The sequence below is a fragment of the Streptomyces sp. bgisy027 genome, from assembly GCF_057710365.1.
On sequence record NZ_JBYIVZ010000042.1, the window covers coordinates 1 to 23886 of the forward strand.

General features: G+C 72.5%; 19 protein-coding genes and 2 pseudogenes. 5 read left to right on the forward strand and 16 right to left on the reverse strand.

Annotated elements, in window-relative coordinates:
* A pseudogene (locus AC3ETA_RS34165) lies at positions 1 to 443 on the reverse strand (hypothetical protein); the annotation flags it as partial.
* Positions 440 to 1258, reverse strand: coding sequence for a phosphatase PAP2 family protein (locus AC3ETA_RS34170; protein ID WP_432196774.1), 819 nt, complete (start codon positions 1256 to 1258; stop codon positions 440 to 442). The gene AC3ETA_RS34170 and the pseudogene AC3ETA_RS34165, both read right to left, overlap by 4 nt.
* 234 nt (positions 1259 to 1492) lie before the next feature.
* Between AC3ETA_RS34170 and AC3ETA_RS34175 the strand changes: the two genes are divergently transcribed.
* The gene (locus AC3ETA_RS34175; protein WP_432196775.1) at positions 1493 to 2107 is read left to right on the forward strand and encodes a TetR/AcrR family transcriptional regulator; all 615 of its coding nucleotides are present in this window, start codon (positions 1493 to 1495) and stop codon (positions 2105 to 2107) included.
* Positions 2108 to 2284: 177 nt separating this feature from the next.
* Here AC3ETA_RS34175 and AC3ETA_RS34180 read toward each other — a convergent pair.
* The 3 genes and pseudogenes from AC3ETA_RS34180 to AC3ETA_RS34190 form a co-directional block, all read right to left on the reverse strand.
* Positions 2285 to 3342 (reverse strand): annotated as a pseudogene (locus tag AC3ETA_RS34180) (DUF2510 domain-containing protein).
* Positions 3343 to 3458: 116 nt separating this feature from the next.
* Positions 3459 to 4613 (reverse strand): anhydro-N-acetylmuramic acid kinase, encoded by a 1155-nt coding sequence (locus AC3ETA_RS34185; protein WP_432196776.1) that lies wholly within the window; start codon positions 4611 to 4613, stop codon positions 3459 to 3461.
* An 18-nt stretch (positions 4614 to 4631) separates the two neighbouring features.
* Entirely contained in the window at positions 4632 to 5957 is a 1326-nt protein-coding gene (locus tag AC3ETA_RS34190; RefSeq protein WP_432196777.1) for an MFS transporter, read from the reverse strand.
* 257 nt (positions 5958 to 6214) lie between these two features.
* Here AC3ETA_RS34190 and AC3ETA_RS34195 point away from each other — a divergent pair, with 257 nt between their 5' ends.
* Positions 6215 to 8887 carry an ATP-binding protein gene (locus tag AC3ETA_RS34195; protein WP_432196778.1) on the forward strand — a complete coding sequence of 891 codons (2673 nt, stop codon included), beginning with the start codon at positions 6215 to 6217 and terminating at the stop codon, positions 8885 to 8887.
* Between the two features lie 106 nt (positions 8888 to 8993).
* Here the strand turns inward: AC3ETA_RS34195 and AC3ETA_RS34200 are convergent, their stop codons facing one another.
* The 8 genes from AC3ETA_RS34200 to AC3ETA_RS34235 form a co-directional block, all read right to left on the reverse strand.
* Complete coding sequence (locus AC3ETA_RS34200) at positions 8994 to 9785, reverse strand: SDR family NAD(P)-dependent oxidoreductase (RefSeq protein WP_432196779.1); 792 nt, start codon at positions 9783 to 9785, stop codon at positions 8994 to 8996.
* 64 nt (positions 9786 to 9849) lie between these two features.
* Entirely contained in the window at positions 9850 to 10962 is a 1113-nt protein-coding gene (pcaDC, locus tag AC3ETA_RS34205; RefSeq protein ID WP_432196780.1) for a bifunctional 3-oxoadipate enol-lactonase/4-carboxymuconolactone decarboxylase PcaDC, read from the reverse strand.
* Positions 10959 to 12257, reverse strand: a complete 1299-nt coding sequence (gene pcaB / locus AC3ETA_RS34210) for a 3-carboxy-cis,cis-muconate cycloisomerase (RefSeq protein ID WP_432196781.1) — start codon at positions 12255 to 12257, stop codon at positions 10959 to 10961. The genes pcaDC and pcaB overlap by 4 nt, the downstream gene beginning before the upstream one ends.
* Positions 12254 to 12859 (reverse strand): protocatechuate 3,4-dioxygenase subunit alpha, encoded by a 606-nt coding sequence (gene pcaG, locus AC3ETA_RS34215; RefSeq protein ID WP_432196782.1) that lies wholly within the window; start codon positions 12857 to 12859, stop codon positions 12254 to 12256. The genes pcaB and pcaG overlap by 4 nt, the downstream gene beginning before the upstream one ends.
* Before the next feature lie 6 nt (positions 12860 to 12865).
* Positions 12866 to 13639: a protocatechuate 3,4-dioxygenase subunit beta gene (pcaH, locus tag AC3ETA_RS34220; protein WP_432196783.1), complete on the reverse strand. Its 774-nt coding sequence runs from the start codon at positions 13637 to 13639 to the stop codon at positions 12866 to 12868.
* Between the two features lie 17 nt (positions 13640 to 13656).
* Positions 13657 to 14859 carry a thiolase family protein gene (locus AC3ETA_RS34225; protein WP_432196784.1) on the reverse strand — a complete coding sequence of 401 codons (1203 nt, stop codon included), beginning with the start codon at positions 14857 to 14859 and terminating at the stop codon, positions 13657 to 13659.
* Positions 14856 to 15500 (reverse strand): CoA transferase subunit B, encoded by a 645-nt coding sequence (locus AC3ETA_RS34230; protein WP_432196785.1) that lies wholly within the window; start codon positions 15498 to 15500, stop codon positions 14856 to 14858. Before AC3ETA_RS34230 ends, AC3ETA_RS34225 begins: the two co-directional genes overlap by 4 nt.
* 2 nt (positions 15501 to 15502) lie before the next feature.
* Positions 15503 to 16282 (reverse strand): CoA transferase subunit A, encoded by a 780-nt coding sequence (locus AC3ETA_RS34235; protein ID WP_432196786.1) that lies wholly within the window; start codon positions 16280 to 16282, stop codon positions 15503 to 15505.
* 211 nt (positions 16283 to 16493) lie between these two features.
* Here AC3ETA_RS34235 and AC3ETA_RS34240 point away from each other — a divergent pair, with 211 nt between their 5' ends.
* Positions 16494 to 16958 (forward strand): MarR family winged helix-turn-helix transcriptional regulator, encoded by a 465-nt coding sequence (locus AC3ETA_RS34240; protein WP_030952916.1) that lies wholly within the window; start codon positions 16494 to 16496, stop codon positions 16956 to 16958.
* Between the two features lie 60 nt (positions 16959 to 17018).
* Here the strand turns inward: AC3ETA_RS34240 and AC3ETA_RS34245 are convergent, their stop codons facing one another.
* The gene (locus tag AC3ETA_RS34245; RefSeq protein ID WP_432196787.1) at positions 17019 to 17963 is read right to left on the reverse strand and encodes a DUF3048 domain-containing protein; all 945 of its coding nucleotides are present in this window, start codon (positions 17961 to 17963) and stop codon (positions 17019 to 17021) included.
* Between the two features lie 307 nt (positions 17964 to 18270).
* Here AC3ETA_RS34245 and AC3ETA_RS34250 point away from each other — a divergent pair, with 307 nt between their 5' ends.
* Positions 18271 to 19461 (forward strand): zinc-dependent alcohol dehydrogenase, encoded by a 1191-nt coding sequence (locus AC3ETA_RS34250; protein WP_432196788.1) that lies wholly within the window; start codon positions 18271 to 18273, stop codon positions 19459 to 19461.
* 27 nt (positions 19462 to 19488) lie between these two features.
* Here AC3ETA_RS34250 and AC3ETA_RS34255 read toward each other — a convergent pair whose 3' ends face one another.
* A complete protein-coding gene (locus AC3ETA_RS34255) occupies positions 19489 to 20559 on the reverse strand; it encodes an ATP-dependent DNA ligase (protein WP_432196789.1) in 1071 nt (356 codons plus the stop codon).
* A 75-nt stretch (positions 20560 to 20634) separates the two neighbouring features.
* On the opposite strand from AC3ETA_RS34255, the gene ligD reads away from it, so the two are divergent.
* Positions 20635 to 21696 (forward strand): non-homologous end-joining DNA ligase, encoded by a 1062-nt coding sequence (gene ligD / locus AC3ETA_RS34260; RefSeq protein ID WP_432196790.1) that lies wholly within the window; start codon positions 20635 to 20637, stop codon positions 21694 to 21696.
* Here ligD and AC3ETA_RS34265 read toward each other — a convergent pair.
* Positions 21683 to 23875, reverse strand: coding sequence for an OmpL47-type beta-barrel domain-containing protein (locus tag AC3ETA_RS34265; protein ID WP_432196831.1), 2193 nt, complete (start codon positions 23873 to 23875; stop codon positions 21683 to 21685). The genes ligD and AC3ETA_RS34265 overlap by 14 nt on opposite strands.
* Positions 23876 to 23886 lie beyond the last annotated feature (11 nt).

The window sequence follows — 23886 nt, forward strand, 5'->3', positions numbered from 1 at the left end:
CCCCGCGACAGCATGCCGATCAGGGCCGCGGTCACCGCCGCGACCGCCAGCGCCTCGGGGGCGCTCAGCACGTCGTCGGGCGCGGGCCCGGACGCCGTGACGAGGATCGCGCCCAGGCCGGCCAGCGTCAGCGCCGTACCGCGCCACTCCACCCCGCTGACCCGCCGCCCCGCCAGGCGGGCGCCCAGCGGCACCGCGGCCACGAGGGTGAGCGCGCCGAGCGGCTGCACCACGGTCAGCGGACCGTACTTCAGGGCCACGACGTGCAGCAGCGCGCCCGAGCCGTTGAGCAGGACCGAGCCCCACCAGGCGCCGGAGCCCAGCAGCCGCAGCAGGCCCGAGCCGGGGGCGCGGGAGGCCAGCCGCTCCTGGGCGACGGCCGCGGCGGCGTAGGCGACGGCGGAGAGCAGCGACAGGACGACGGCGAGGACGGTGGCGCTCATCGGGCCGCTCCCACGAGTGCGGACTCGTCGTCGACGGCTGCCTCGCCCCGGGCCGCCGGCACGGGCTTCTCGGTGCCGCGCCGGGCCGCTGTCGCGGTGTGCCTCGGCGGCTTGATCACGGCGAGTGCGATGCCGAGCATGGCCGTCGCCACGATCGCGTCGAGCCAGTAGTGGTTGGCCGTGCCCACGATGACCAGCAGGGTGAGCAGCGGGTGCAGCAGCCACAGCCGCCGCAGGCGCGAGCGGGTCGCCGCGATCAGGCCGATCGCGACCATCAGGGCCCAGCCGAAGTGCAGCGACGGCATCGCCGCGAACTGGTTCGACAGGTGGTCGGTCTGTGGTGAGCCGTACACGGAGGGGCCGTAGATCTGCCCGGTGTCGAGCAGTCCGGTCGCGGCGAGCATCCGCGGCGGGGCGAGCGGGAACGTCAGGTGCACCACCAGGGCGGAGGCGGTGACGGCGGCGAGGACGCGGCGGGCCCAGACGTAGTGAGCGGGGCGCCGCAGATACAGCCAGACCAGGAAGGCGACGGTGGCCGGGAAGTGGACGGTCGCGTAGTAGGTGTTCGCGAGGTGTATGAGCGTGTCGCCGTGCAGCAGCAGGTTCTGCACCGAGCTCTCGCCGGGCAGCTGAAGGGTCCGTTCCAGGTCCCACACGCGGTCCGAGTTGCGGAAGGCCTCGGCGGTGTGGCCCGTGGCCAGCTGGCGGCCGAACTTGTACACGAGGAAGAGCCCTGCGACGAGCAGGAGCTCCCGGACGAGCGGAGGCCGCGCTGTCGCGGTCTTCGCCTCTGAAGGCTCGGTGCGGGCATTCATTCCCCCGGCCCTTTCGCTGACGTGGGTGGTGCTGGCTGTGCTGTCGAGCTGATGACTCCGCGGGTTCGGCGAACTCATCGGTACGGACGCGTACCGAAACGCGTCTGTACCGATACGTCACTGTACCGATACGTTGGCGTTCCGGTACAGTGGCGTTTCGATAGACGTGCGACACACTGGAAGACGGGCCCCGGGACAGGGCGGGGCGTGGCACCAGAGCGAGGAGACGAGCAGATGACGTCGCAGGCCGCGGACGGACCGGAGACGGTCGCCGCCTCGCGCCGCTCCAAGATCACGCCCGAGCGTGAGCAGGAGTTCTTCGACGCCGTCCTCGAACAGGTCCGCGCCTGCGGCTACGACTCCGTGACCATGGAGGGCGTCGCCGCCAGCACGCGGTGCAGCAAGGCCACGCTCTACCGGCAGTGGAAGACGAAGCCGCAGTTCGTGGCGGCCGCGCTGCGCGCCAGCCGGCAGACCCGTTTCGACGGCATCGACACCGGCACGCTCGCGGACGACCTGCGCGAAGCCGCGCGGGCCGCGGGGGCGTGGTCGGCCAAGGACACGCGGCTGTTGCAGGCACTCGGGCACGCCGTCATGGAGGACCCGGAGCTCAAGAAGGCGCTGCGCGAGGCGCTCATCGACCCCGAGATCGACGCGCTGCGGCAGATCCTGAAGCGCGGCGTGGAGCGCGGAGAGGTGGCCGCGGACAATCCGGCCCTGGAGTACATCCCCGCCCAGATCTTCGGAGTGCTGCGTGCCCGGCCCGTGCTGGAGGGCGAGGACGCCGACCCCGAGTACATCGTCCGGTTCGTGGAGGCCGCCGTGCTTCCGACGCTCGGACTCGGATAGGACCCAGGCCGCCGTCCACGGGATGACTGGACGGTGACCTGTTCCGCGCCGCACCGTGGGGACGGGGGCGGCGCGCACCCCCCGGCCGGGTGGGGTTCCTCCTGAGCGGAGAGGAGTCCCGCCCGGCCGCCTCGTGTCCGGGGCGGACCGGGGCGGACCGGGCGGGGCCGGGGTGGGTCAGACGTCCTGGCCGTTGCCGCCGCCCGCGGACACCTTGATGCCCTTGGTGATCTCGTCGATGACCGACTGCTTCTCACCGACGTCGACGCCGAAGCGGACCACGACCATCTGCCGCTCGTTGGTGGGGGAGGGGAACGCGAGCGACTCGACGTAGCCGTCGGCGCCCTTGCTCGTGACCGCCTTCCAGCGGACCAGATAGCCCTTCTGCCCGGCCACGGTCACCGCCTTGGAGGCCAGCACCTCGTGCGAGGTGATCTTGCCGTACCCCTTGCCGTAGGACTCGTCGGCGTTCGCCGCGATGTCCGCCTTGGCGACCTCCTCGGCGGTGTCGCCCTTGGTGCCGAGCGCGAGCGCCGGTGCCGAGTAGGCGCCGCCCTTCATACAGGTCTGGGAGGTGTCGGCGGGGCACTTGTACGACTCCTTCGACGACACCTGTGCACCCACGGTGATCTCCTGGCCGTACCAGCCGTCCGGCACGGGGACGCTGATCCCGTTCACCGCGTCGGCCACCGAACCGCTCTCGATCCTCGGCGCCTCGGAACCCTCCGGCGCGGGCGACTGCCCACCGGACCCGCCGTCACCGCCGCCGGAGTCCCCGAAGGGGCCGCCCTGCCCGCCACCGGGACCTTCCTGTCCACCAGGTCCACCCAGCGCTGCCGGGAGTTGGAGGCGCCGCTCGAGCTGTCGTTCGCGGTCAGTGCGTACACGCCGACCCCGATGCTCGCGAGGACGACGGCCGCCACCCCCACGGCTATGCCCGTGCGCAGACCTCGCCGCCCGCCGGACTGCACCTGGCCGGGATACCCGGGGTGCACGGGATGGCCCGGATACACCGGAAGGGCCGGCTGGTGAGGGTGGTCCGGATGCGGCTGGTCCGGATGCGCCGAAGGCTGCGCGGCGGCCGCCGGCTGCTCCGGAGGGCTCCATCCGTCGGCCGGCCCCGCGGGCCGGACCTGGTCCGTCCATGCCTTGCCGTCCCACCAGCGCTCGGTGGGCGGACCGTCACTTTGCCGGCCGGGATCGGGGTACCAGCCGGGAGGAGTCGCCTGCGTCATGGACCCACCGTATGAGGCGTCGGTGAAAGCGGGATGAGAGGACCCGGCCCGAAGTCCCGAATGTCGGCCCCGGGGGTGCTGATCTCGCCCGCCGCGCCGCGGCACACGGCCCTGCGTCACTCCACGACGAGCCGCACCGGCCGCCGCCCGGCCGGCGGCGGAAGCCGCAGTCCGTCCCGGCCCGGGGTGATCGAACCCAGCACGCGCGCGTGCCGGGCGCCGGTGGCCGAGGGTGCGGTGCCGGGAAGACCGTGCGCGGTCAGGAAGCCCAGTACGGCGAAGGCGTACGCCTCCTTCGCGGCCGACGGCAGACCCAGCTCGTCGGAGGTGCGCAGCGCCACCCCGGGCAGCCGCTGCCCGAGCATCCGCATCAGCACCGGATTGCGCGTCCCGCCCCCCGAGGCGATGACCTCGGTCGCGCCCAGCGCGCCCACGGCGTCGGCGACTGTCCGTGCCGTGAGCATGGTCAGCGTGGCGACCACGTCCTCGGCCGGCAGGGTGCCGACACCGGACAGCGCGTCCCGCAGATGCCCCAGGTGGAACAACTCCTTGCCGGTCGTCTTCGGTGCGGGCAACGCGTAGTACGGCTCCTCCAGCAGTCGCAGCAGGAGTGGCTCATGGACGGCGCCGCTACCGGCCAGCGCCCCGTCCACGTCGTACGACAGCCGGCCGCCGCTGAACCCCCGCGCCGCCGCGTCGATCAGCGCGCAGCCCGGTCCCGTGTCGAAGGCGGTGCCGTCGGGCGCGGTGAGGTTGGCGATGCCGCCGAGGTTCAGCGCCACGGGCGTGCCCGGCCGGCCGCGCAGCCACAGCAGGTCGACCAGGCTGACCAGCGGCGCGCCCTGGCCGCCGGCGGCGATGTCGCGCGAGCGGAAGTCGGCGACCACGGGCAGCCCGGTCGCCTCGGCGATCCACGCGGGCTGCCCGAGCTGGAGCGTGCCGTGCACCCGGCCGTCCGCCACCCAGTGGTACACGGTCTGCCCGTGCGAGGCGATCAACTCCGCCCGCCCGTCGCACAGTTCACGCACCGCGCGCACGGCCGTCGCGGCGAAGGCCCGCCCGATGCGGGTGTCGAGCCGGCACACCTCGGCCATCGAGGTCGTCCCCGGCGGCAGCGACGCCGCGAGCGCCTCCCGCAGCGTCTCGTCGTAGGGCTCGCTCACCAGCCCCAGCGGCCTGAGGACAAGATTGTTGCCGTCGAGGACCAGGTCGGCGGCGCCGGCGTCGATGGCGTCGTACGACGTGCCCGACATCAGGCCGATCACCCGCATCAGATCACCCGCATCCGATCAACTCGCCTTTCCCTTCGTGTCCTTCACCACCGGGTCGCTCGTCGCCCGGGACCCGCGCCCGCCGGCCACGGCCCCGGGGGTCCGGGCCAGCGCCAGAACGCTCACCGCGCACGTGGCCGCCGCGTAGTACGCGGGGATGTCCGCGCTCCCCGTCCGCTCGATCGTCTCCGTGATGATGAGGCCGGCGCAGCCCGAGAACACCGCATTGGACAACGCGTAGGCGAGTCCCAGCCCCGTGTAGCGGACATTCGTCGGGAACAGTTCCGCGAGCATCGCCGGCCCCGGGCCCGCCATCAGCCCCACCACGGCTCCCGCGCCCCACACTGCCGCACCCTTCACGGTGAGGGAAACGCCCGGGTCCTGGAGAAGGTTGAGCAGCGGCACCGCGAGCACCACCACGAGCAGCGCGCCCGTCAGCATCACCGGCCGGCGTCCGAACCGGTCGCTGAGCAGGCCCGCCGGCACGATCGTGACCGCGAAGCCGAAGTTGGCCAGCACCGTTGCGATCAACGCCTGCTGGAAGGACGCGTCCAGCGTGGACTGGAGATACGACGGCAGTACGACCAGGAAGGTGTAGCCGGCCGCCGCCCACCCCATGATCCGCCCCGCCCCCAGCGCGATCGCCCCCGCCACCTCCCGCCCGGGCGGCCGCTCGGCCTGCCGCTCCTCCCGGAACACCGGCGTCTCGTCCAGCCGCAGCCGCAACCACAGCGCGCCGAGACCCAGCGGCAGCGTCAGCAGGAACGGCAGGCGCCAGCCCCAGCCGCCGAGTTGCTCCTCGGTCAGGACGGCCGCGAGCAGCGCCGCCACCCCCGCGCCGCCCAGCAGCCCCAGCGCGACCGTGAACGACTGCCACGACCCGTACAGCCCCCGTCGCCCCGGTGGCGCGAATTCGGTCATCACCGACACCGCGCCACCGAACTCCCCGCCCGCCGAGAGTCCTTGCAGCACCCGCAGGAACGTCAGCAGCCACGGCGCGAGGGCTCCGGCGGTCGCGTACGTCGGCAGCGCGCCGATCAGCGTCGTCGCCACGGTCATCAGCGTGATCACCAGGATCAGCACCGGACGACGCCCGATCCGGTCCCCGAGCCGGCCGAACAGCGCCGCTCCGACCGGTCGGAAGAAGAACGCCGACGCGAACGAGGCGTACGTCCTCACCAGCGCCTCGACCTCGCTGCCGCCCTCCGGGGTGAAGAACCGCGCCGCGATGATCGTCGCGAAGTAGCCGTAGACACCGAACTCGTACCACTCGATGAAGTTGCCCACCGACCCCGCGACCAGGGCCTTGCGGGACCTGACCGTGCCTCGCTCATGGATGGCCAACGTCGTCCCCGTGCCTTCGCAAGTCGTCGAAGGGCCGGCCGGACGTCGCGCGGATGTCGACTGAATACCGGTTCGACCGCTGGTCTTTGACTGTCATTTAGGTTTTCAGGGGCAGGTCGCGGGCCCTTCGCGTCGCCTGCCCGCACTCGCTGTCACCCATCACGGCAACAGCTGCCCCGACCGGCCTCCACTCAGTCACCCGGACGGCTACGCTCGAGGTCTGTACGTCGTCAGGGCGACATTGGGGAGGTAGCGGGATGACGCAGGTACGGCCCACACCGGCCGCCTCGGCCTTCCTCTGGGAGCGCGACGAGGAACTCGCCGCGGTCGAGGAGGCCCTCGACGCGCTGTGCGCGGACAACTCCTCCTCGGGCAGCCTCCTGGTGCTCCGGGGCGAGGCGGGACTCGGCAAGACCGCGCTGCTGGCCGAAACCCGTCGTATCGCCGAGACCCGCGGCTGCACGGTGTGGTCCGCCCGCGGCAGCGAGACGCTGAGCGAGGTCCCCTTCAACGTCGTACGGCAGCTGCTCCAGCCCGCGCTGCTGTCGCTGATGCCGGAGGAGGCACGCGAGTACCTCGGCGACTGGTACGACATCGCCGGTCCCGCCCTCGGCATTACCGAGCCCGGGGACCGTCAGGCCGACCCGCAGGGCGTGTGCGACGGACTGGTCGCCGCCGTACGCAGGCTGGTCCGCCGCGACTGGCCGCTGGTCCTGCTCATCGACGACGCGCACTGGGCCGACCAGGAGACCCTGCGCTGGCTCGCCGCGTTCGCCGAGCACGTCGGCGAACAGAACGTCCTGGTCGTCGTGGCCCGCCGCCCCGGCGAGACCAGCAGCGGCGACAGCGCCCGCCACCTCGACACGGTCGCCGCCGCCGGCTCCTCCGTCGCCACGCTGAGCGCGCTCACCCCGGACGCCACCACCGGCCTGACCCGCGCCACCCTGGGCGCGCACGCCGACGCCCCGTTCTGCCGCGAGGTCTGGGCGGTCACCGGCGGCAACCCCTACGAGACCGTCGAACTCCTCGCCAAGGTCCAGGACAGCGAGTTCGAGCCGACCGAGTCCGCGGCCGCCGAGCTGCGCGCCCTGAACCGCGCGGCCCGCGGCGGCGGCCTCGTCGCCCGCCTGGAGACCCTCGGCATCGAGGCCACCCGGTTCGCCTGGGCGGCCGCGATCCTCGGCACCGGCATCTCCGTCGACCTGGTCGCCGAACTCGCCACCATGAACCTGGACGAGGCCGTGCGCTGCGCCGAGAAGCTGCGCACCGCCCGCATCCTCACCGAGTCCGACCCGGCGGGCGTCCAACCCGACGACGGCGACCTGCAGTTCGTGCACCCGCTGATCGCCACCGCCGTCTACAACTCCATACCGGATGCCCTGCGCACCGCGATGCACGGCATCGCCGCCCGTGTCGTCACCGACAACGGCCACGGCGCCGCGGCCGCCGCCCGGCACCTGCTCGAGGTCCACCCGGACGACGACGAGGAACTCGTCGAGCAGCTGCGTGAGGCCGCCCGCGAGCACCTCGCCGTCGGCGCCCCCGACGCGGCCCGCCGCTGTCTGGAGCGCGCCCTGCTGGAGCCGCCGCTGCCCGCGGTCCACGCGCGCGTGCTCCACGAACTCGGCTGCGCCACCCTGCTGACCGCACCCGCCAGGACCATCGACCACCTCCAGACCGCCCTCGCCATGCCCGGCCTGGACGGCGACGAACGCGTCGACGCCGTCTACCGCCTCTCCCAGGCCCTCCTCCACAACGACCAGCTGGAGGAGGCCGTCCGCACCGTCGAGGCGGAGGCCGCCCGGCACCCGGCCGGACCGGCCAGGCTGCGGCTCCAGGCCGTGCAGTTCATGTGGGAGGGCATCCACGCGGGCGAGACGACCTCACCCGGGCGCTCGACCCGCCTCGCCGAACTCGCCAAGACCTGCACAGGACGCGACAACCCCGAGCGCGCCCTGCTCATACTGCGCGGCTTCGACGCCATGGCCCGCGGCGAGAACGCCGAGGAGGTCGTCGAGGTGTGCGACCGCGCCCTCGTCAACGGCCGCCTCGCCCCGGGACTCGGCTGGACCGACCCCGAGTGGGGCATCGAACTGCCGATGATGCTGGCCAGCGCCTACGCCTACACGGACCGGCTGGATCGGGCCGAGGCCCTCTACAACGAGGCGCTGCGCGCGTACGAGTCCGCCGGCTGGAGCGGCGGCCACCTCTCCCTGGCCCACGCCTACGTCGGACTCGGGCTGCGCCGGCGCGGCCGGCTCCGTGAGGCGGAGGCGTCCCTGCGCAAGTCGCTGGCGCTCGCCGAGCGCGTCGGCCGACGGCTGCCGCTGCACTGGTCGGCCACCTGCAACCTCGTCGACACGCTGCTCGCCCGCGGCCATGTCGAGGAGGCCTGGGACATCGCCGACCAGTACGGTTTCGCCCCGCCCTACCCGTCCACCATCGTGCTGCCCGACCCGCGCTCCGTCCGCGGCCGGCTGCTCCTGGCCGTCGGCCGCACCAAGGACGGCATCAACGAACTGGAGGCGGCGGAGAAGGCCGCCGAAGCGCGCGGCCACCACAACCCGGTGCTCGCCCCCTGGGCCGTCGACCTCACCCGGGTCCTGGCGAGCGAGGACCCGGAGCGTGCCGCCCGTCTGGCCACCGAGGTCCGCCGCAACGCCGAGCGCCTGGGCACCGACACCGCGATCGGCGAGGCCCTGCGGTGCGCCGCCGCGTTGGAGACCGGGCAGCGCGCGGTGCGTCTGGCCGAGCAGGCGGTCACCTATCTGGAAGCCTCGCCGTGCCAGTACGAACACGCGGCGGCCCGAGTCGAGTACGGGATCGCTGCGCGGTCTGCCACGGAGTTGCGGCGAGGGATGACGCTTGCGCAGGCGTGCGGGGCGGACGGGCTGGTGCTTCAGGCCGAGGCGGCGTTGGCGCTCCGCTAGGGGGCCGGGAGGGGGGTTGGGTTTCGGCTGCGGCGCCGTGGGGGCTGGTCGCGCCCACGTGGCGGAGCCGCACATCGATAGCGCCCCACGCCCCTGACGGGGCGCGTCAGAGCTTGAGGAGTTGATCGGTGACCGCGGCCAATCGGCGCTGGACGCTCGCGTCGTACGTTCCCTCGTGCGCCCGGGACGGGGTCGTGCCGTCGAAGTAGCTGCCCGTGCCCAGGTCCTGTGTCGCCAGGGCCAGGACGCCCGGTGCTCCGTCGGCCACCGTGTTCCACGGTGTGATGCCGCCCTCGCGGACCATCCCCGTGTCCATGTACGTCGCCGGGTGCAGCACGTTGACCGCGACCCCGGTGCCCGCCAGCTCCTCGGCGAGGGCGAAGGTGTGGGCCGCGAGGGCGAACTTGCTGCGCCGGTAGGCCGCGGTGCCGTCGTAGCCGCGGGACAGCTCCGGGTCGTCGAGGTCGATCGGCTCCTGGCCCGCCGAACCGACGTTGACGATCCGCGCGGGCGCGTTCGCGCGCAGCACGGGAAGCAGGGCCCGGGTCAGCGCGACCGGTGCCAAGTAGTTCACCGCGAGCCGCAGTTCATGCCCGTCGGCGCTGAGCTCACGGCGCGAGCCGGGTGAGCCGAAGCCCACCCCGGCGTTGTTGATCAGCACGTCGAGCTCGGGATGCTCCCCGGCGACATGCGCCGCCAGCTGCCGCACCCGATCCAGCGAGGCCAGGTCCGCCACGAACCCCTCGGCCTCGCCTTCGGCCCGCAGCTCCTCGACGAGTTGCTCGACCCGGCCCGCGTCCCGTCCGTGTGCGAGGACACGGTGCCCGGAGCGGACCAGCTCGAAGGTCACGTGGCGGCCGAGACCGGAGGTGGCGCCGGTGATCAGAATCGTGGACATGCCCCCACCGTAGACACGGGCGGAGGCAATGTGCGAGGTGCCGCTGAAGCTACGACCAGCAGGGTCACCCTTCCTCTTCGGCGAGCACCCGTTGGGCCGTCGCGAACGCCGAGTTCGCCGCCGGGACCCCGCAGTACACGGCCGTCTGGAGCAGTACGGCGCCGATCTCGTCCGGCGTCAGACCGTTGCGCAGCGCCGCCCTGACGTGCATGGCCAGCTCGTCGTAGTGGCCGTGCGCGACCAGCGCCGTCAGGGTGATCATGCTGCGCTCGCGGCGGGTGAGCGTCGGGTCGGTCCAGATCTCGCCCCAGGCGTAACGCGAGATGAAGTCCTGGAAGCGTGCGGTGAAGGGCGTCTGCCGTGCCTGCGCCCGGTCCACGTGCGGGTCGCCGAGCACCTCGCGCCGCACCTCCATGCCGCGCCGGGCGCCGCCGTCGAAGTGCGCCCGCAGCGCCGTGAGCACCGCTTCCGGGCACTGGGCCGGCGCCAGGTGCGAGGCTCCCGGGATCTCGACCAGCGCGGCACCCGGCACGGCGTCCGCGATCTCCCGCAGGTGCACCGGCGGGGTCGCGGGGTCCTCGCGTCCGGCGATCAGCAGCGTCGGGGCGGAGATCCCGGCCAGCCGGTCGCGCAGGTCGAAGGCGGCGAGGGCGTCGCAGCAGGCGGCGTAGGCACCCGGATCGGCGTCGCGGTGGTCCCGCACCAGCTCCGGCACGGTGAACCCGGGTGTGAACCAGCGGGCGTCCGCGCTCTCGGCGAGCCCGGCGAGCCCTTCGCGGCGCACCAGCGCGGCCCGCTCCTCCCACGGCTTCGCACCATTGAAGTGGGCCGAAGAACAGATCACGGCCAGCGAGTCGATCCGCTCGGGGTGGTGCACGGCGAGATGCAGCCCGACCGCACCACCGAGCGAGACACCCGCGTACGCGAACCGCTCGATGCCGAGCGAGTCGGCGAGCGACAGCAGCAGTCCGGTGAGGTCAGCGACGGTCGCGCCGGCCCCGATGAGATCGGCGGCCGAACCGCCGTGCCCCGGCAGCTCCCAGCGGACCACCCGATGGGTGACCGACAGCTCGGGCGCGACCTTGTCCCACAGGGCGGACGACGTGCCGAGCGAGGGTCCGAGCAGCAGTGGCGGTGCCGAGGCGGGCCCTTCGGCACGGTGGTCGAGGAGTTTCAACGTCGCTCCAGGGCACGGTCGGTGAGGGCTCCGGCGGAGCCGGTGTAGTGGGTGGGGTCGAGGTCGACGTCCGCCAGTTCCGGTGCCTCGGGGAGCGGACGCCCCTCGGCGGCGAGCCGGGTCAGCAGCTCCTTGGCGCGGGCCCGGCCCAGCACCGGGGCCAGTTCGGCGGACAGCCGCTCGGAGACGATCAGCCCATGGGTCAGGTCCAGGTGTTCGCGCATGACATCGGCCCTGACCCGCAGTCCCTCCGCCAGTTCCACGGCGTCCCGGGCGGCTCCGCCGACCAGCCGCAGCAGATCCCGCAGCGGCTCCCACTCGGCGTGCCAGGCACCGGCCGGCCGCTCGTCCTCCGCGGCCAGCGACCCGTACAGCGTGGCCGCGAGCTGCGGTGCCCGGCGGGCGGCGGAGGCGATGAGGGTGGACCGTACGGGGTTGGACTTGTGCGGCATGGCGGACGAGCCGCCGCCGCTGCCCTCCGCGACCTCGGCGATCTCGGTGCGGGAGAGGGTGAGCACGTCCACGGCGACTTTGCCGAGCGCGCCCGCCGTGAAGGCGAGGCATCCGGCGAGATCGGCGACCGGTGTGCGCAGGGTGTGCCACGGCAGGTCGGGCGCCCGCAGGCCGAGCTCACGGGCGTACGCGGCCGGCAGCGCGGTCGGATCGCCGGCTCCGTACGCCTCGAAGGCCGCCAGCGTCCCCGCCGCGCCGCCGAGTTGGGCGGGCAGCGAATCCCTCACGGTCCGTACCCGGTCCCGGGCGTCGAGCACCAGCGCCCGCCACCCGGCCGCCTTCAGCCCGAACGTGGTCGGTACGGCGTGCTGGGTCAGCGTCCGCCCCGGCATCGCGGTGTCGCGGTGCTCGGCGGCCGGCCGGGCGAGCGCGCCCGCCGTGCGGTCCAGGTCCCCGAGGACCAGGTCGAGGGTGCGCGCGGCGACCAGCATCGACGCGGTGTCCATGATGTCCTGGCTGGTCGCGCCCCGGTGGACGTAGGGGCCGTACTCCTCGCCCACGGCCTTCGTCAGGTCGCCGACCAGCGGGATGACCGGGTTGCCGCCGGCGCGGGCGCGCTCGGCGAGGGACCGTACGTCGAACCGCCCGGCGTCCGCCGCCCGCGTCACCGCCTGCGCGGCCCCGGCCGGGGCGAGGTCCAGGGCGGCCTGCACCCGGGTGAGGGCGGCCTCCGCGTCGAGCAGGGCCTGGAGCCAGGCCGTGTCGCCGGTCGCGGTGGCCGCGGGGGAGCCCGCCCACCCGGGGGCGAGCAGGCCGGTGTCGTCGCCGTCGGCAGAACTCACTGGAACTCCAGGAAGACCGTCTCGCCCTCGCCCTGAAGGCGGATGTCGAAACGGTATGCGCCCGGGCCCTGTTCCTCGGCGATCAGCGTGTCGCGTCGCGCCTCGTCCAGCCGGGCGAGCAGCGGGTCGGCGGCCAGTTCCCCGTCGTCGCCCGGCAGATAGATCCGGGTGAACAGGTGCACCAGCAGCCCGCGCGCGAACACGCACACGCTGATGTACGGCGCGCTCCGCCCCCGCGCCCCGGGCCGCAGCGTACGGGCCGTCCAGTGGCCGGCCGCGTCCGTCTGGACGCGTCCCCAGCCGGTGAACTCCACGCCGTTGCGGCCCAGGAAGCCGCCGCTGGCCGGGTCGCGCCGCATCGAGCCGTCGACCTGGGAGACGCGGCCGTCCGGGTCGGCGCCCCACAGCTCCACGAAGGCGTCCGGGAGCGGCCGGCCCTCGCCGTCGAGGACGTACCCGTGGAGCGTGATGCTGTCCGGATGGCCGACGGGGGCGATGTCGCCGCCGCCGGGGAAGGGCAGCGCATGGCCGTAGAAGGGGCCGACGGTGTGCGACGGAGTGGGGAGCACCGTCTCCGGGCGGCTCGTGTCGATCTTCGTCATGGCAGCTCAGCGCCCTTCTTCGATCCAGGTGGCGGCGGGCCCGTCGAGCACGATGTCCCAGTGGTAGCCCATCGAGAACTCCGGCACGGACAGGCTGTGGTCGTACGTCGCCACCAGCCGCTGCCGGGCCGAGTCGTCCGTCACCGACTGGATGATCGGGTCGTAGGGGAACAGCGGGTCGCTCGGGAAGTACATCTGGGTCACGAGCCGCTGGGTGAACGCCGTCCCGAACAGCGAGAAGTGGATGTGGGCCGGCCGCCAGGCGTTCTCGTGCTGCCGCCAGGGGTACGGGCCCGGCTGGACGGTCGTGAAGCGGTAGCAGCCGCTGCCGTCGGTCAGCGTGCGGCCGACGCCGGTGAAGTTCGGGTCCAGCGGGGCGTCGTGCTGCTCGCGCTGATGGGCGTAGCGGCCGGCCGAGTTCGCCTGCCAGATCTCGATCAGCTGACCGCGGATGGGGCGGCCGGTGCCGTCGAGGAGGCGGCCCTCGACGGTGATGCGCTCCCCGATGGGCTCCCCGGTGTGCTGCCGGGTGAGGTCGTTGTCGATCTCGGTGATGTCGCGCTCGCCGAAGGCGGGGGAGTGCAGCTCCACCAGCTCCGGGTCCTTGCTGACGTCGATGGCGATCGGCGGCTGCTTCGGGTGGCGCAGTACGGAGGAGCGGTAGGGGGCGTAGTCGCGCCGCGGCTGGTGCTCGACGGGGGCGCCGTCGGCGACCCGCTTCTCGTACGCGGCGTGCTCGGCCGCGATCTCCCGGTCGATGTCGTGCTGGGTGAGAGTCATGGGAGTTCCTCGGGTTCCTAACGCTCCAGAACGAGGGCGAGGCCCTGGCCCACGCCGATGCAGAGGGTGGCGACGCCGGTCCCGGCGCCCTTGCGGGCCAACTGGTGGGCGACGGTGCCGGCGAGCCGGGCACCGGAGGCGCCCAGCGGATGGCCGAGGGCGATGGCGCCGCCCTGCGGGTTGAGGATCGCCGGGTCGAACTCGGGCCACTCGGCGACACAGCCCAGCACCTGGGCGGCGAACGCCTCGTTCAGCTCCAGCACGTCCAGGTCGCCGAAGCCCTTGCCCGCCTTGGCGAGCGCCCGGCCCACGGCCTCGACGGGCGCGAGGCCGAAGTAGTGCGGGTCGAGCGCGGACACGCCCGTGGCGGAGATCCGGGCGAGCGGCTCGCGGCCGGTGGCCTCAAGGCCCTCCTCGTCGGTCAGCAGCAGGGCGGCTGCGCCGTCGTTGAGGGGCGAGGCGTTGCCCGCGGTGACCGTGCCGGTCTCTTCCCGGAACGACGGCCTCAGCCGGGCCATCGCCGACAGGGAGGCATCGGGGCGTACGCACTCGTCGGCGGCGAGGACGACCGGGTCGCCCTTGCGCTGCGGGATCGACACGGGTGCCAGCTCGGCGTCGAACAGGCCGGCCTGCCGGGCCTGCGCGGCCTTGTGGTGCGAGGTGAGCGCGTACTCGTCCTGCTGCTCCCGGCCGATCTTGTGCTTGTCCGCGATCAGCTCGGCCGACTCGCCGAGCGGGATGGTCCACTGCGGCTCCATGCGCGGGTTGACCATGCGCCAGCCCAGGGTGGTGGAGTACAGCTCCGTGTGCCCGGCCGGGAACGGCCGGTCGGACTTGGGCAGCACGTACGGCGCCCTCGTCATCGACTCCACGCCACCGGCGACGGCGATGGAGGCGTCCCCGACGGCGATGGCGCGGGCCGCCTGGATCACCGCTTCGAGGCCGGAGGCGCACAGCCGGTTGACCGTCACACCCGGCACGGAGGTGGGCAGTCCGGCGAGCAGGGCGGCCATCCGGCCGACGTTGCGGTTCTCCTCGCCCGCGCCGTTGGCGTTGCCGAAGTACACGTCCTCGACCCGGGACGGCTCCAAGTCGGGTGTACGGATCATCAGTTCACGGATCGCGTGGGCGGCCAGGTCGTCCGGGCGGACCGGCGCGAGTGAACCGCCGTACTTGCCGAACGGTGTGCGTACGGCATCGACGATGTAGACGGTCTTCACAGCAGGCCCTCCGTGACGGTGAGCTTGGCGTCGGTCTTCGCGACGATCTCGTCCGCGCTCACGCCGGGTGCCGTCTCCACCAGCAGCAGCCCGTCGTCGGTGACGTCCAGGACGCCGAGGTCGGTGATGATCCGGTTCACGCACGCCTTGCCCGTGAGCGGCAGCGCGCACTCGGCGAGGATCTTCGGCGAGCCGTCCTTGGCGGTGTGGGTCATCGCGACGATGACGGTGCGGGCGCCGTGCACCAGGTCCATCGCCCCGCCGATGCCGGTGATCATCTTGCCGGGGATCGCCCAGTTCGCCAGGTCGCCGGTCTGCGACACCTGCATGGCGCCCAGCACGGCGACGTCGATGTGCCCGCCGCGGATCATCGAGAACGACAGCGCCGAGTCGAAGAAGGAGGCGCCGGGCAGGACCGTGACGGTCTCCTTGCCGGCGTTGATGAGGTCGGGGTCGACCTGGTCCTCGGTGGGGTAGGGGCCGGTGCCCAGGATGCCGTTCTCCGACTCCAGGATCACCTCCACGCCCTCGGGCAGATGGTTCGGGATCAGGGTCGGCAGTCCGATGCCGAGATTGACGTACTGGCCGTCCTCGAGCTCGCGAGCGGCCCGCGCGGCCATCTCCTCCCGCGTCCACGCCATGATCAGTTCTCCGTCCCTCGTGCCTGGGGCACGGAAACCGTGCGCTGCTCGATGCCCTTGTCGGCGGCCTGCTCCGGGGTGAGCGCCACGACCCGCTGCACGAAGATCCCCGGCAGATGCACCGCGTCCGGGTCGATCTCGCCCGGCTCCACGAGTTCCTCGACCTCGGCGATCGTCACCCGCCCGGCCATCGCGGCCAGCGGGTTGAAGTTCCGGGTGGACTTGTTGAACACCAGGTTCCCGTGCCGGTCGCCCTTCGCGGCCCGCACCAGCGCGAAGTCGGTCCGGATGCCGCGCTCCAGCACGTACTCGGTGCCGTCGAACTCCCGCACCTCCTTGGGCGGCGAGGCGAGCGCGACCCCGCCCGAGCCGTCGTAGCGCCAGGGCAGCCCGCCCTCGGCGACCTGGGTGCCCACCCCGGCCGGCGTGAAGAACGCGGGGATCCCGGCCCCGCCGGCCCGCAGCCGCTCGGCCAGCGTGCCCTGCGGGATCATCTCCACCTCCAGCTCCCCGGCCAGGTACTGGCGGGCGAACTCCTTGTTCGCGCCGATGTAGGAGCCGGTCACCCGGGCGATCCGCCCCGCCGACAGCAGCACCGCGAGGCCGGACTCCATCGCCCCGCAGTTGTTCGAGACGACCGACAGCCCGGACACCCCACGCTCGTACAGCGCCTGGATCAGCACGTTCGGCACACCGCTCAGCCCGAAGCCACCCACCGCGAGTGACACGCCGTCGCCGACATCGGCCACCGCCTCCAGGGCCGTGGCGACCACCTTGTCCATCCGAGAAGCCCCATCTCTTCCGAGCTCCCAGCACCCGAGTTAGTCAGGGCACTGATTATTTCCGCGAAGTCTTTCCTCACGCTGCCACCGGAGCGGTGACCCGTCAAGACCTCGGAAAATGTGAGGCTCGCCGGATCGGTCGGGCCGCAGACAGTCACCACGAGGCCGGGTATTGTTCAGTGCACCGACGAAAACGACCAGGGGAGCGCGCATGGCCGCCGTGGACCTCACCACCCACCCCGGGCACCTGGCCCGGCGGCTCCAGCAGGCGCACTACCTGCTGTGGAACACGATGGTCTCCGAGGAGATCACCTCGCCCCAGTTCGCCGTGCTCAACACCCTCGTCGCCGAGCCGGGTCTTGACCAGCGGACGGTGGGGGAGCGCGTCGGGCTCGACCGGTCGACGATCGCCGAGGTGATCAGCCGGCTCGGCCGGCGCGGGCTGCTCGACAAGGTCCGCGACCCCCAGGACGGCCGCCGCTTCCTGCTGCGCCTGACGGACGAGGGCCTGCGCACCCACAAGAAGCTGACCGTGCGCACGGCCCGGATGAACCAGGTCTTCCTGGCCCCGCTCTCCGCCGAGGAGCAGACGCTCTTCTTCGACCTGATCCGGCGGGTGGCGGACGCGGCCGAGGGGCTGCGCCACCCGGCGGAGCCCCTCGTCGCCCAACCCTGATCCCGGCCCGGCACGCCCGGCCCAACCCTGATCCCGGCCCGGCACGCCCGGCCCGGACCCTCAGGACGCGTTCGCGAACACCACCCACACCTGGCCGTGCTGGAAGTTCATCCGCTTGCCGCTCTTCGTCGTGAACGTCGTGCCGTCCGACGCCTTCGCGCGCTTCCACTTGACGTCGTAGGCCCGCCCGTCGCGCAGCACCCGCGCCTTTCCGGAGCCGACCGTCTCGGTGTACGGCGTGTAGTGGCCGAGCTTGTCGTGGAACGTGGACTTGCGCACCTTCACGTACTGCACGACGACGGTGGCGGCCATGACCCGCTTGCCGTCCGTCGTGCCGGCGACCTTGCCGTCCATGCCGACCAGCCACCGGCGCTGGCTCCTGGACCAGGCGAAGGTGTACCGGGCGGCGTCGTAGTTCACCCTCTGCACGGTGGTCGGCTTGCCTCCGGCGGGGGCGGAACCGAAGCGGAAGCCGGTCGTCAGGGCGGATGTGCCCGGTGGCTCGGCCATCAGCCGGTCGGGCCGCAGGTAGAGGTTGTGCGGGGCGGGCCGCATCTTGCTGCGGAAGTACGCGGCGGACGCCTCGCCGGGCGGCACAGCCTCCAGCGGCGCCTTGTCGATCTTCGGCAGGAGCTTGCGCTGGGCGCCGGAGAAGGCGAGCGTGGGCCGGTCGAACTGGCGCAGCAGCTCCAGATCGGTCTCACGAGCGCTGCGCACCGGCCCGATGGCCTTGGGCAGCTTCTGCGCGTACACCGCCATCAGACGGCTGAGTCCGCCCTCGACCGGCTCGACGTACACGATGTCCGCCTCGTTCAGGCCGGTGTGGGGCCGTGCGTTGCGGGAGTTGTCGATCTTCACGGCCAGTACCGAGCCGCCCTTCGCCCGGCTCTCGCCGTCGCCCGCCGGCGAACTGCTCCGGCCGCGGCCGTCGTCGCGGGGGCCGTCGGACGTCGTGCATCCCGCGGCCAGGGAGGCCGCCAGGGCGGCGGCCAGCAGTCCGGTCATGGTCGAGGCGCGTCTTGCACGCGCCGGTCGTTGCCTGCCCACCGTCGTCACCCGTAGCCACCCGCCCGGTTCATGTCATCAATTGTGCGCTTATCTGTTCATAGGTTGCATACCCCGATGGGCCCCGACGCTCCTCGCCATTGCGCCGATCGGCCCTGGCACCGGCAGCCGGTCGGCTCACGGGCCGCGCCTCGGGGATGCCAGGAGCCGGGGCCCGGCCGTCGGCGATTCGGCCCGGGAGCGCCGGGGTACCCGGATCGCCCACCGTACGAGCGCCGTGCGCGGACGACCGGAGGGAGCGCGGGCGATGAGGGCAGTGACCTGGCAGGGCAAGCGGGACGTACGGGTGGAGACCGTGCCCGATCCCGGGATCCAGGAGCCGACGGACGCGGTCGTCCGCATCACCTCCAGCGGGTTGTGCGGCTCCGATCTGCATCTGTACGAGGTGCTCACGCCGTTCATGACGCCGGGGGACATCCTCGGGCACGAACCCATCGGGGTCGTCGAGGAGGTCGGCGCGGGAGTCCCCGACCTCCAGGCCGGGGACCGCGTCGTGGTGCCGTTCCAGATCGCCTGCGGCAACTGCTGGATGTGCCTGACCGGGCTGCCCACCCAGTGCGAGACCACCCAGGTCACCGGCGAGGGCATGGGCGCCGCCCTGTTCGGCTACACCCGGTTGTACGGCGCGGTGCCGGGCGCCCAGGCCGAGTACCTGCGGGTCCCGCAGGCGCAGTACGGGCCGATCAAGATCCCGGACGGGCCGGCCGACGACCGGTTCGTCTACCTCTCCGACGTACTGCCCACCGCCTGGCAGGCGGTCCGCTACGCCGAGGTCCCCGAGGGCGGCAGCGTCGCGGTGCTCGGCCTCGGTCCCATCGGCGACATGGCCTGCCGGGTCGCCCGGGTGACGGGCGCGGAGCGGGTGTTCGGCGTGGACCTGGTGCCCGAGCGGCTGCGGCGGGCACGCGAGCGGGGCGTCGAGACGTTCGACCTGAGGAGCTTCGACGACGAGAAGGAACTCGTCGCCGCCATCCGCGACCGGACCGACGGCCGCGGCCCCGACGCGGTCGTCGACGCGGTCGGCACCGAGGCCCACGGCAGCGCCGCGGCCCGCCTCGCCCAGCAGGCCTCGGCACTGCTGCCCCGCAAACTGGGCGCGCCGCTCGCCGAGCGCTTCAGCGTCGACCGGCTCGCCGCCCTGTACACCGCGATCGACCTGGTGCGGCGCGGCGGCACGATCTCGCTGTCCGGCGTGTACGGCGGCACGGCGGACCCGATCCCGCTGCTCACCCTGTTCGACAAGCAGATCCAGATAAGGATGGGCCAGGCCAACGTGCGCCGCTGGACCGACGACATCCTGCCGTACCTCACGGACGAGGACCCCCTCGGCGTGGACGACTTCGCCACCCACCGCGTGCCGTTGAGCGACGCCCCGCACGCCTACGAGATGTTCCAGCAGAAGCAGGACGGCGCGGTCAAGGTGCTGATGAAGCCCTGACGGGCCGGGTGAGCACGCCCCGCGCGGTCAGGCCTGCGGGCCGAAGATCGCCCCGAGGTCGTAGCGCACCGGCTCCTCCAGCTGCGCGTACGTGCAGCTGTCCGGCGTGCGGTCCGGGCGCCAGCGGCGGAAGCGGGCCGTGTGCCGGAAGCGCACGCCGTTCTCCATGTGGTCGTACGCCACCTCCGCCACCCGTTCCGGACGCAGCGGCACCCACGACAGGTCCTTCTTGCCCGACCAGCGGCTGGGCGCGCCCGGCAGCCGGGCCGACTCGTGCGCCGCCTCCTCGGCCCACGCCGCCCAGGGATGCCCGGTGGCATCCGCCATCCGCAGCGGCTCCAGCTCCTCGATCAGCTCGGCCCGCCGCTTCATCGAGAACGCGGCCGACACGCCCACGTGCTGGAGCGTGCCGCGGTCGTCGTGCAGGCCGAGCAGCAGGGAACCCACGACCGGCCCGCTCTTGTGCAGCCGGTAGCCCGCGACGACGACGTCCGCCGTGCGCTCGTGCTTGATCTTGAACATGGCCCGCTCGTCCGGGAGGTAGCGCAGCGTCAGCGGCTTGGCGATCACCCCGTCGAGCCCCGCCCCCTCGTACTGCTCGAACCAGCCCTGCGCCGTCTCGATGTCGGTCGTCGCCGGCGCCACGTGCACCGGTGACGACACCCCGGACAACGCCATCGTCAGCAGCGCCCGCCGGTCCGCCAGCGGGGTCTCCAGCAGGGACTCGTCCGCGAGCGCGAGCAGGTCGAAGGCCACGAACGACGCCGGGGTCCGCTCGGCCAGCGTGCGCACCCGTGAGTCCGCCGGGTGGATGCGCTCGGTGAGCGCGTCGAAGTCCAGCCGCCCCTCCCGGGCGATCACGATCTCCCCGTCCAGCACGCACCGCTGCGGCAACCGCTCCTTCAGCCCCGCGACCAGCTCGGGAAAGTACCTGGTCAGCGACTTCGTGGTACGGCTGCCCAACTCGACCTCGTCCCCGTCGCGGAAGACGATCGCCCGGAACCCGTCCCACTTCGCCTCGTACTGCATGCCCGGCGGGATCTTCGCCACCGACTTGGCGAGCATCGGCTTCACGGGCGGCATCACGGGAAGGTCCATGCTGTCGATTCTGCTCGCACACGACGGCCGCCGCCCGGTGTGCGCGCGGTGTGCCGTGCGCCTACCGTGGCTCGCATGGGCGAAGCGGTGGAACTGGAGGCGGCCGGGCGGACGGTACGCCTGTCCAGCCCGGGCAAGATCTTCTTCCCGGAACACGGCTACACCAAGCTGGATCTCGCCCGCTACTACATCGCCGTCGGCCCCGGCATCCTGCGCGCCCTGCGCGACCGCCCCACCACCCTGCAGCGCTACCCGGACGGCCTGAACGGCGAGTGGTTCTACCAGAAGCGGGCGCCCAAGAACATGCCCGACTGGATCCCCCGCGCCCACATCACCTTCCCCAGCGGCCGCAGCGCCGACGAGATGTGCCCCACCGAGGAGGCCGCCGTCCTGTGGGCCGCCCAGTACGGCACCCTCACCTTCCACCCGTGGCCGGTCCGCCGTGACGACGTCGACAGCCCCGACGAACTGCGCATCGACCTCGACCCGCAGCCCGGCACCGACTTCGACGACGCCGTCCGCGCCGCCCATGAACTGCGCGCCGTCCTCGACGAGTTCGGCGGCCTGCGCGGCTGGCCGAAGACCTCCGGCGGCCGCGGTCTGCATGTCTTCGTGCCCATCGAGCCACGCTGGACCTTCACCCAGGTCCGGCGCGCCGCGATCGCCGTCGGCCGGGAACTGGAACGCAGGATGCCGGAGCAGGTCACGATCAAGTGGTGGAAGGAGGAACGCGGCGAGCGCATCTTCGTCGACTACAACCAGACGGCCCGCGACCGCACGATCGCCTCCGCCTACTCCGTACGCCCCCGCCCGCACGCCCCGGTCTCCGCACCCCTGCGCTGGGACGAGGTCGGCGTCGCGCACCCCCAGGACTTCGACATCACCACCATGCCCGCCCGCTTCGCCGAACTCGGCGATGTGCACGCGGACATGGACGACCACCGCTTCGCCCTGGACGCGCTGCTGGAGCTGGCCGACAAGGACGAGCGCGACCACGGGCTGGGCGATCTGCCGTACCCGCCCGAGTACCCGAAGATGCCGGGTGAGCCCAGGCGGGTGCAGCCGAGCCGCGCCAAGAAGGCGGCGCCTCCCGAGGACGAGCCCGGGCAGACGCCGCCGGAACCTACAGCTCCTTGATCCGGACGTCCCGGTACGAGACCACGTCCGTCGTGCCGTGCACCTGGAGCCCGATGTAACCGGAGGCGAACCGCCGCCCGTCCGTGCCCGGGTCGTCCGAGCGGGGCGGGACGAAGTCCTGGCCACCGGTGTTGTCGAACTCGTTGATCAGCACACCGTTGCGGTAGACCGAGTAGTGCTGGTCGACCACCCGGATCTCGTAGTCGTTCCACGTGCCCTTCTGGGTGACGCCGGCACCGGCGAGCCCCACCCGGTCGAAGCCGTAGACCGAACCGGTCTTGTACATGTCGCCGTCGGGCCGGTCGAACACCTGCACCTCGTGCCCGTACTTGATGGCGGCCCACTCCGGGCGTGGCTCCTCGGGATGGTCGTGGACCCACGGGAAGCGCACGAACACACCGGAGTTGGCGTTGCCGGTGCCCGGAGCGTCGTCACGCCACTGCAGCTTGAGCGAGAAGTCGCCGTACTTGCGCTCGGGGAACCACAGCATCCCCAGGCCCGCCTTCGTCGTCCCCGAGGTGATCGAGCCGTCGCCGTTCGGTGCGAACGAACCACCGCCCACCTGCTGCCACTTCGCGAACGACGCCGCGCTGCCGTCGAGGATCGTGCGGTAGCCCTCGGTCTGTCCGGGCTTGCCGATCCCGGACTGGCGGGCCGCCTTGCGGATGGCCTTGTACTCGCGCCGGTCGACGACCCCGTCCTTCAGGAGCTTGTCCAGGACGGCCGTCACGTGCTTGAGGAACAGCGCGTGGGACGTCCACTCCTTCTCGTCCTCGATCAGCTCGTTGATCCGGCACCTGCTGTTGGTCAGCCGGTTCGGGACACCCGAGTCGACCGTGCCGACGATCACCGTCAACCGCTCGTCGAACTCGGCACAGCTGGGCGCCGGCACCTCGCTGGACACCACGGTGAAGGTCACCGTACGGGCCGCGGAGGTGTTGCCCGCCTTGTCCGTCGCCCGGTAGCCGAGGGTGTGCGTGCCCGCGCGGTCGACCACCACCGGGGCGGTGTACGCGAGATACGGCCCGCCGTCGATCGAGTACTCGATCCGGTCGACGCCCGAGCCGTGGTGCTCATCGGTCGCCGTGACGGTCACCCTGGCGTTGCCGATGTACGCCCCGGACGAGTTCTTCGCGCCCTCGACGGTCACCCCGGTCACCGGCGCGGTCGTGTCCGGCTGGGGCGCCGCCACGACCGTGAACTGCACGTTCTTCTCCGCCGCGACGTTCCCCGCCTTGTCGGTGGCGCGGTAGCGCACGGTGTGGCTGCCGACCTCGTGCACCATCACGGGCGCGGTGTACGGCTGCCAGGCGCCGGAGCCGATCGCGTACTCGATGGTGTTGACGCCGGTACCGGTGTCGGAGGCGGAGACGGTGACGGTCGCCATGGCGACGTACGTCCCGTCGGGGTTCTGCTCGCCGCTGACCGTCGCCGACGTCTCGGGCGCGGTCGTGTCGTCGCTCTGCGGCGCCACGACCGTGAACGAGACGCTCTTCTCCGCGGAGACGTTCCCCGCCTTGTCGAGCGCCCGGTAGCGGATCTTGTGATCGCCGACCTGATCGACGACGACCGGGGTGGTGTACGGCTGCCAGGCGCCCTCGTCGCCCACCGCGTACTCGACGCGGTCGACCCCGGAGCCGCCCTCGTCGTCGGTGGCGTGCAGTGCCACGCTCGCCGAAACGACGTACTGCCCTTGCGCGTTCTGCGTCCCGCTGACCGTCGCCGACGCCTCGGGCGCCGTCGTGTCGTCGCCGTTGCCCTCGGTCACCACCAGGATGCCCTGCATCTGCCCGTGACCGGGGATCGTGCAGTAGTAGCGGTAGCGGCCGGGGGTGAGCGTGACCTCGGCCGTGTGCTTGCCGCCCTGGTCGTCGTTCGGGTTGGCGAGGATGTTCAGCTGGACGTCGTTGTTGTACTCGGGGTCGGCGATGTCGAACGTCAGCGTGTGCGGCATCCCGGTGGTGTTGCCGGTCGCCGTGCTGTTCTCGAAGACGATCGTCGTCGCGCCGGCCACGGCGGTCGTCGGCGCCGAGCCGTACTTCGTGATGTCGTCGCCGGCCGTCCAGGTGAGGACCTGCGCGGCTGCCGCCGCCTCCGGCTGCGGTTGCGGCTGTCCGTTCGCGGGCAGCGCTTGCAGTCCCAGCACCACCATCAGCGCGGCCAGCAGGACCGCCCACATTCTTCGTTGCC

What these genes read in the sequence shown, in the direction of transcription:
- AC3ETA_RS34195 (WP_432196778.1), top strand. Translation starts at nt 6,215, where the DNA reads ATGACGCAGGTACGGCCCACACCGGCCGCCTCGGCCTTCCTCTGGGAG.
- AC3ETA_RS34245 (WP_432196787.1), bottom strand. Translation starts at nt 17,963, where the DNA reads ATGACCGGACTGCTGGCCGCCGCCCTGGCGGCCTCCCTGGCCGCGGGA.
- AC3ETA_RS34255 (WP_432196789.1), bottom strand. Translation starts at nt 20,559, where the DNA reads ATGGACCTTCCCGTGATGCCGCCCGTGAAGCCGATGCTCGCCAAGTCG.
- ligD (WP_432196790.1), top strand. Translation starts at nt 20,635, where the DNA reads ATGGGCGAAGCGGTGGAACTGGAGGCGGCCGGGCGGACGGTACGCCTG.
- AC3ETA_RS34175 (WP_432196775.1), top strand. Translation starts at nt 1,493, where the DNA reads ATGACGTCGCAGGCCGCGGACGGACCGGAGACGGTCGCCGCCTCGCGC.
- AC3ETA_RS34240 (WP_030952916.1), top strand. Translation starts at nt 16,494, where the DNA reads ATGGCCGCCGTGGACCTCACCACCCACCCCGGGCACCTGGCCCGGCGG.
- AC3ETA_RS34265 (WP_432196831.1), bottom strand. Translation starts at nt 23,875, where the DNA reads ATGTGGGCGGTCCTGCTGGCCGCGCTGATGGTGGTGCTGGGACTGCAA.
- pcaG (WP_432196782.1), bottom strand. Translation starts at nt 12,859, where the DNA reads ATGACGAAGATCGACACGAGCCGCCCGGAGACGGTGCTCCCCACTCCG.
- AC3ETA_RS34200 (WP_432196779.1), bottom strand. Translation starts at nt 9,785, where the DNA reads ATGTCCACGATTCTGATCACCGGCGCCACCTCCGGTCTCGGCCGCCAC.
- AC3ETA_RS34230 (WP_432196785.1), bottom strand. Translation starts at nt 15,500, where the DNA reads ATGGCGTGGACGCGGGAGGAGATGGCCGCGCGGGCCGCTCGCGAGCTC.
- AC3ETA_RS34250 (WP_432196788.1), top strand. Translation starts at nt 18,271, where the DNA reads ATGAGGGCAGTGACCTGGCAGGGCAAGCGGGACGTACGGGTGGAGACC.
- AC3ETA_RS34235 (WP_432196786.1), bottom strand. Translation starts at nt 16,282, where the DNA reads ATGGACAAGGTGGTCGCCACGGCCCTGGAGGCGGTGGCCGATGTCGGC.
- pcaH (WP_432196783.1), bottom strand. Translation starts at nt 13,639, where the DNA reads ATGACTCTCACCCAGCACGACATCGACCGGGAGATCGCGGCCGAGCAC.
- AC3ETA_RS34170 (WP_432196774.1), bottom strand. Translation starts at nt 1,258, where the DNA reads ATGAATGCCCGCACCGAGCCTTCAGAGGCGAAGACCGCGACAGCGCGG.
- AC3ETA_RS34185 (WP_432196776.1), bottom strand. Translation starts at nt 4,613, where the DNA reads ATGCGGGTGATCGGCCTGATGTCGGGCACGTCGTACGACGCCATCGAC.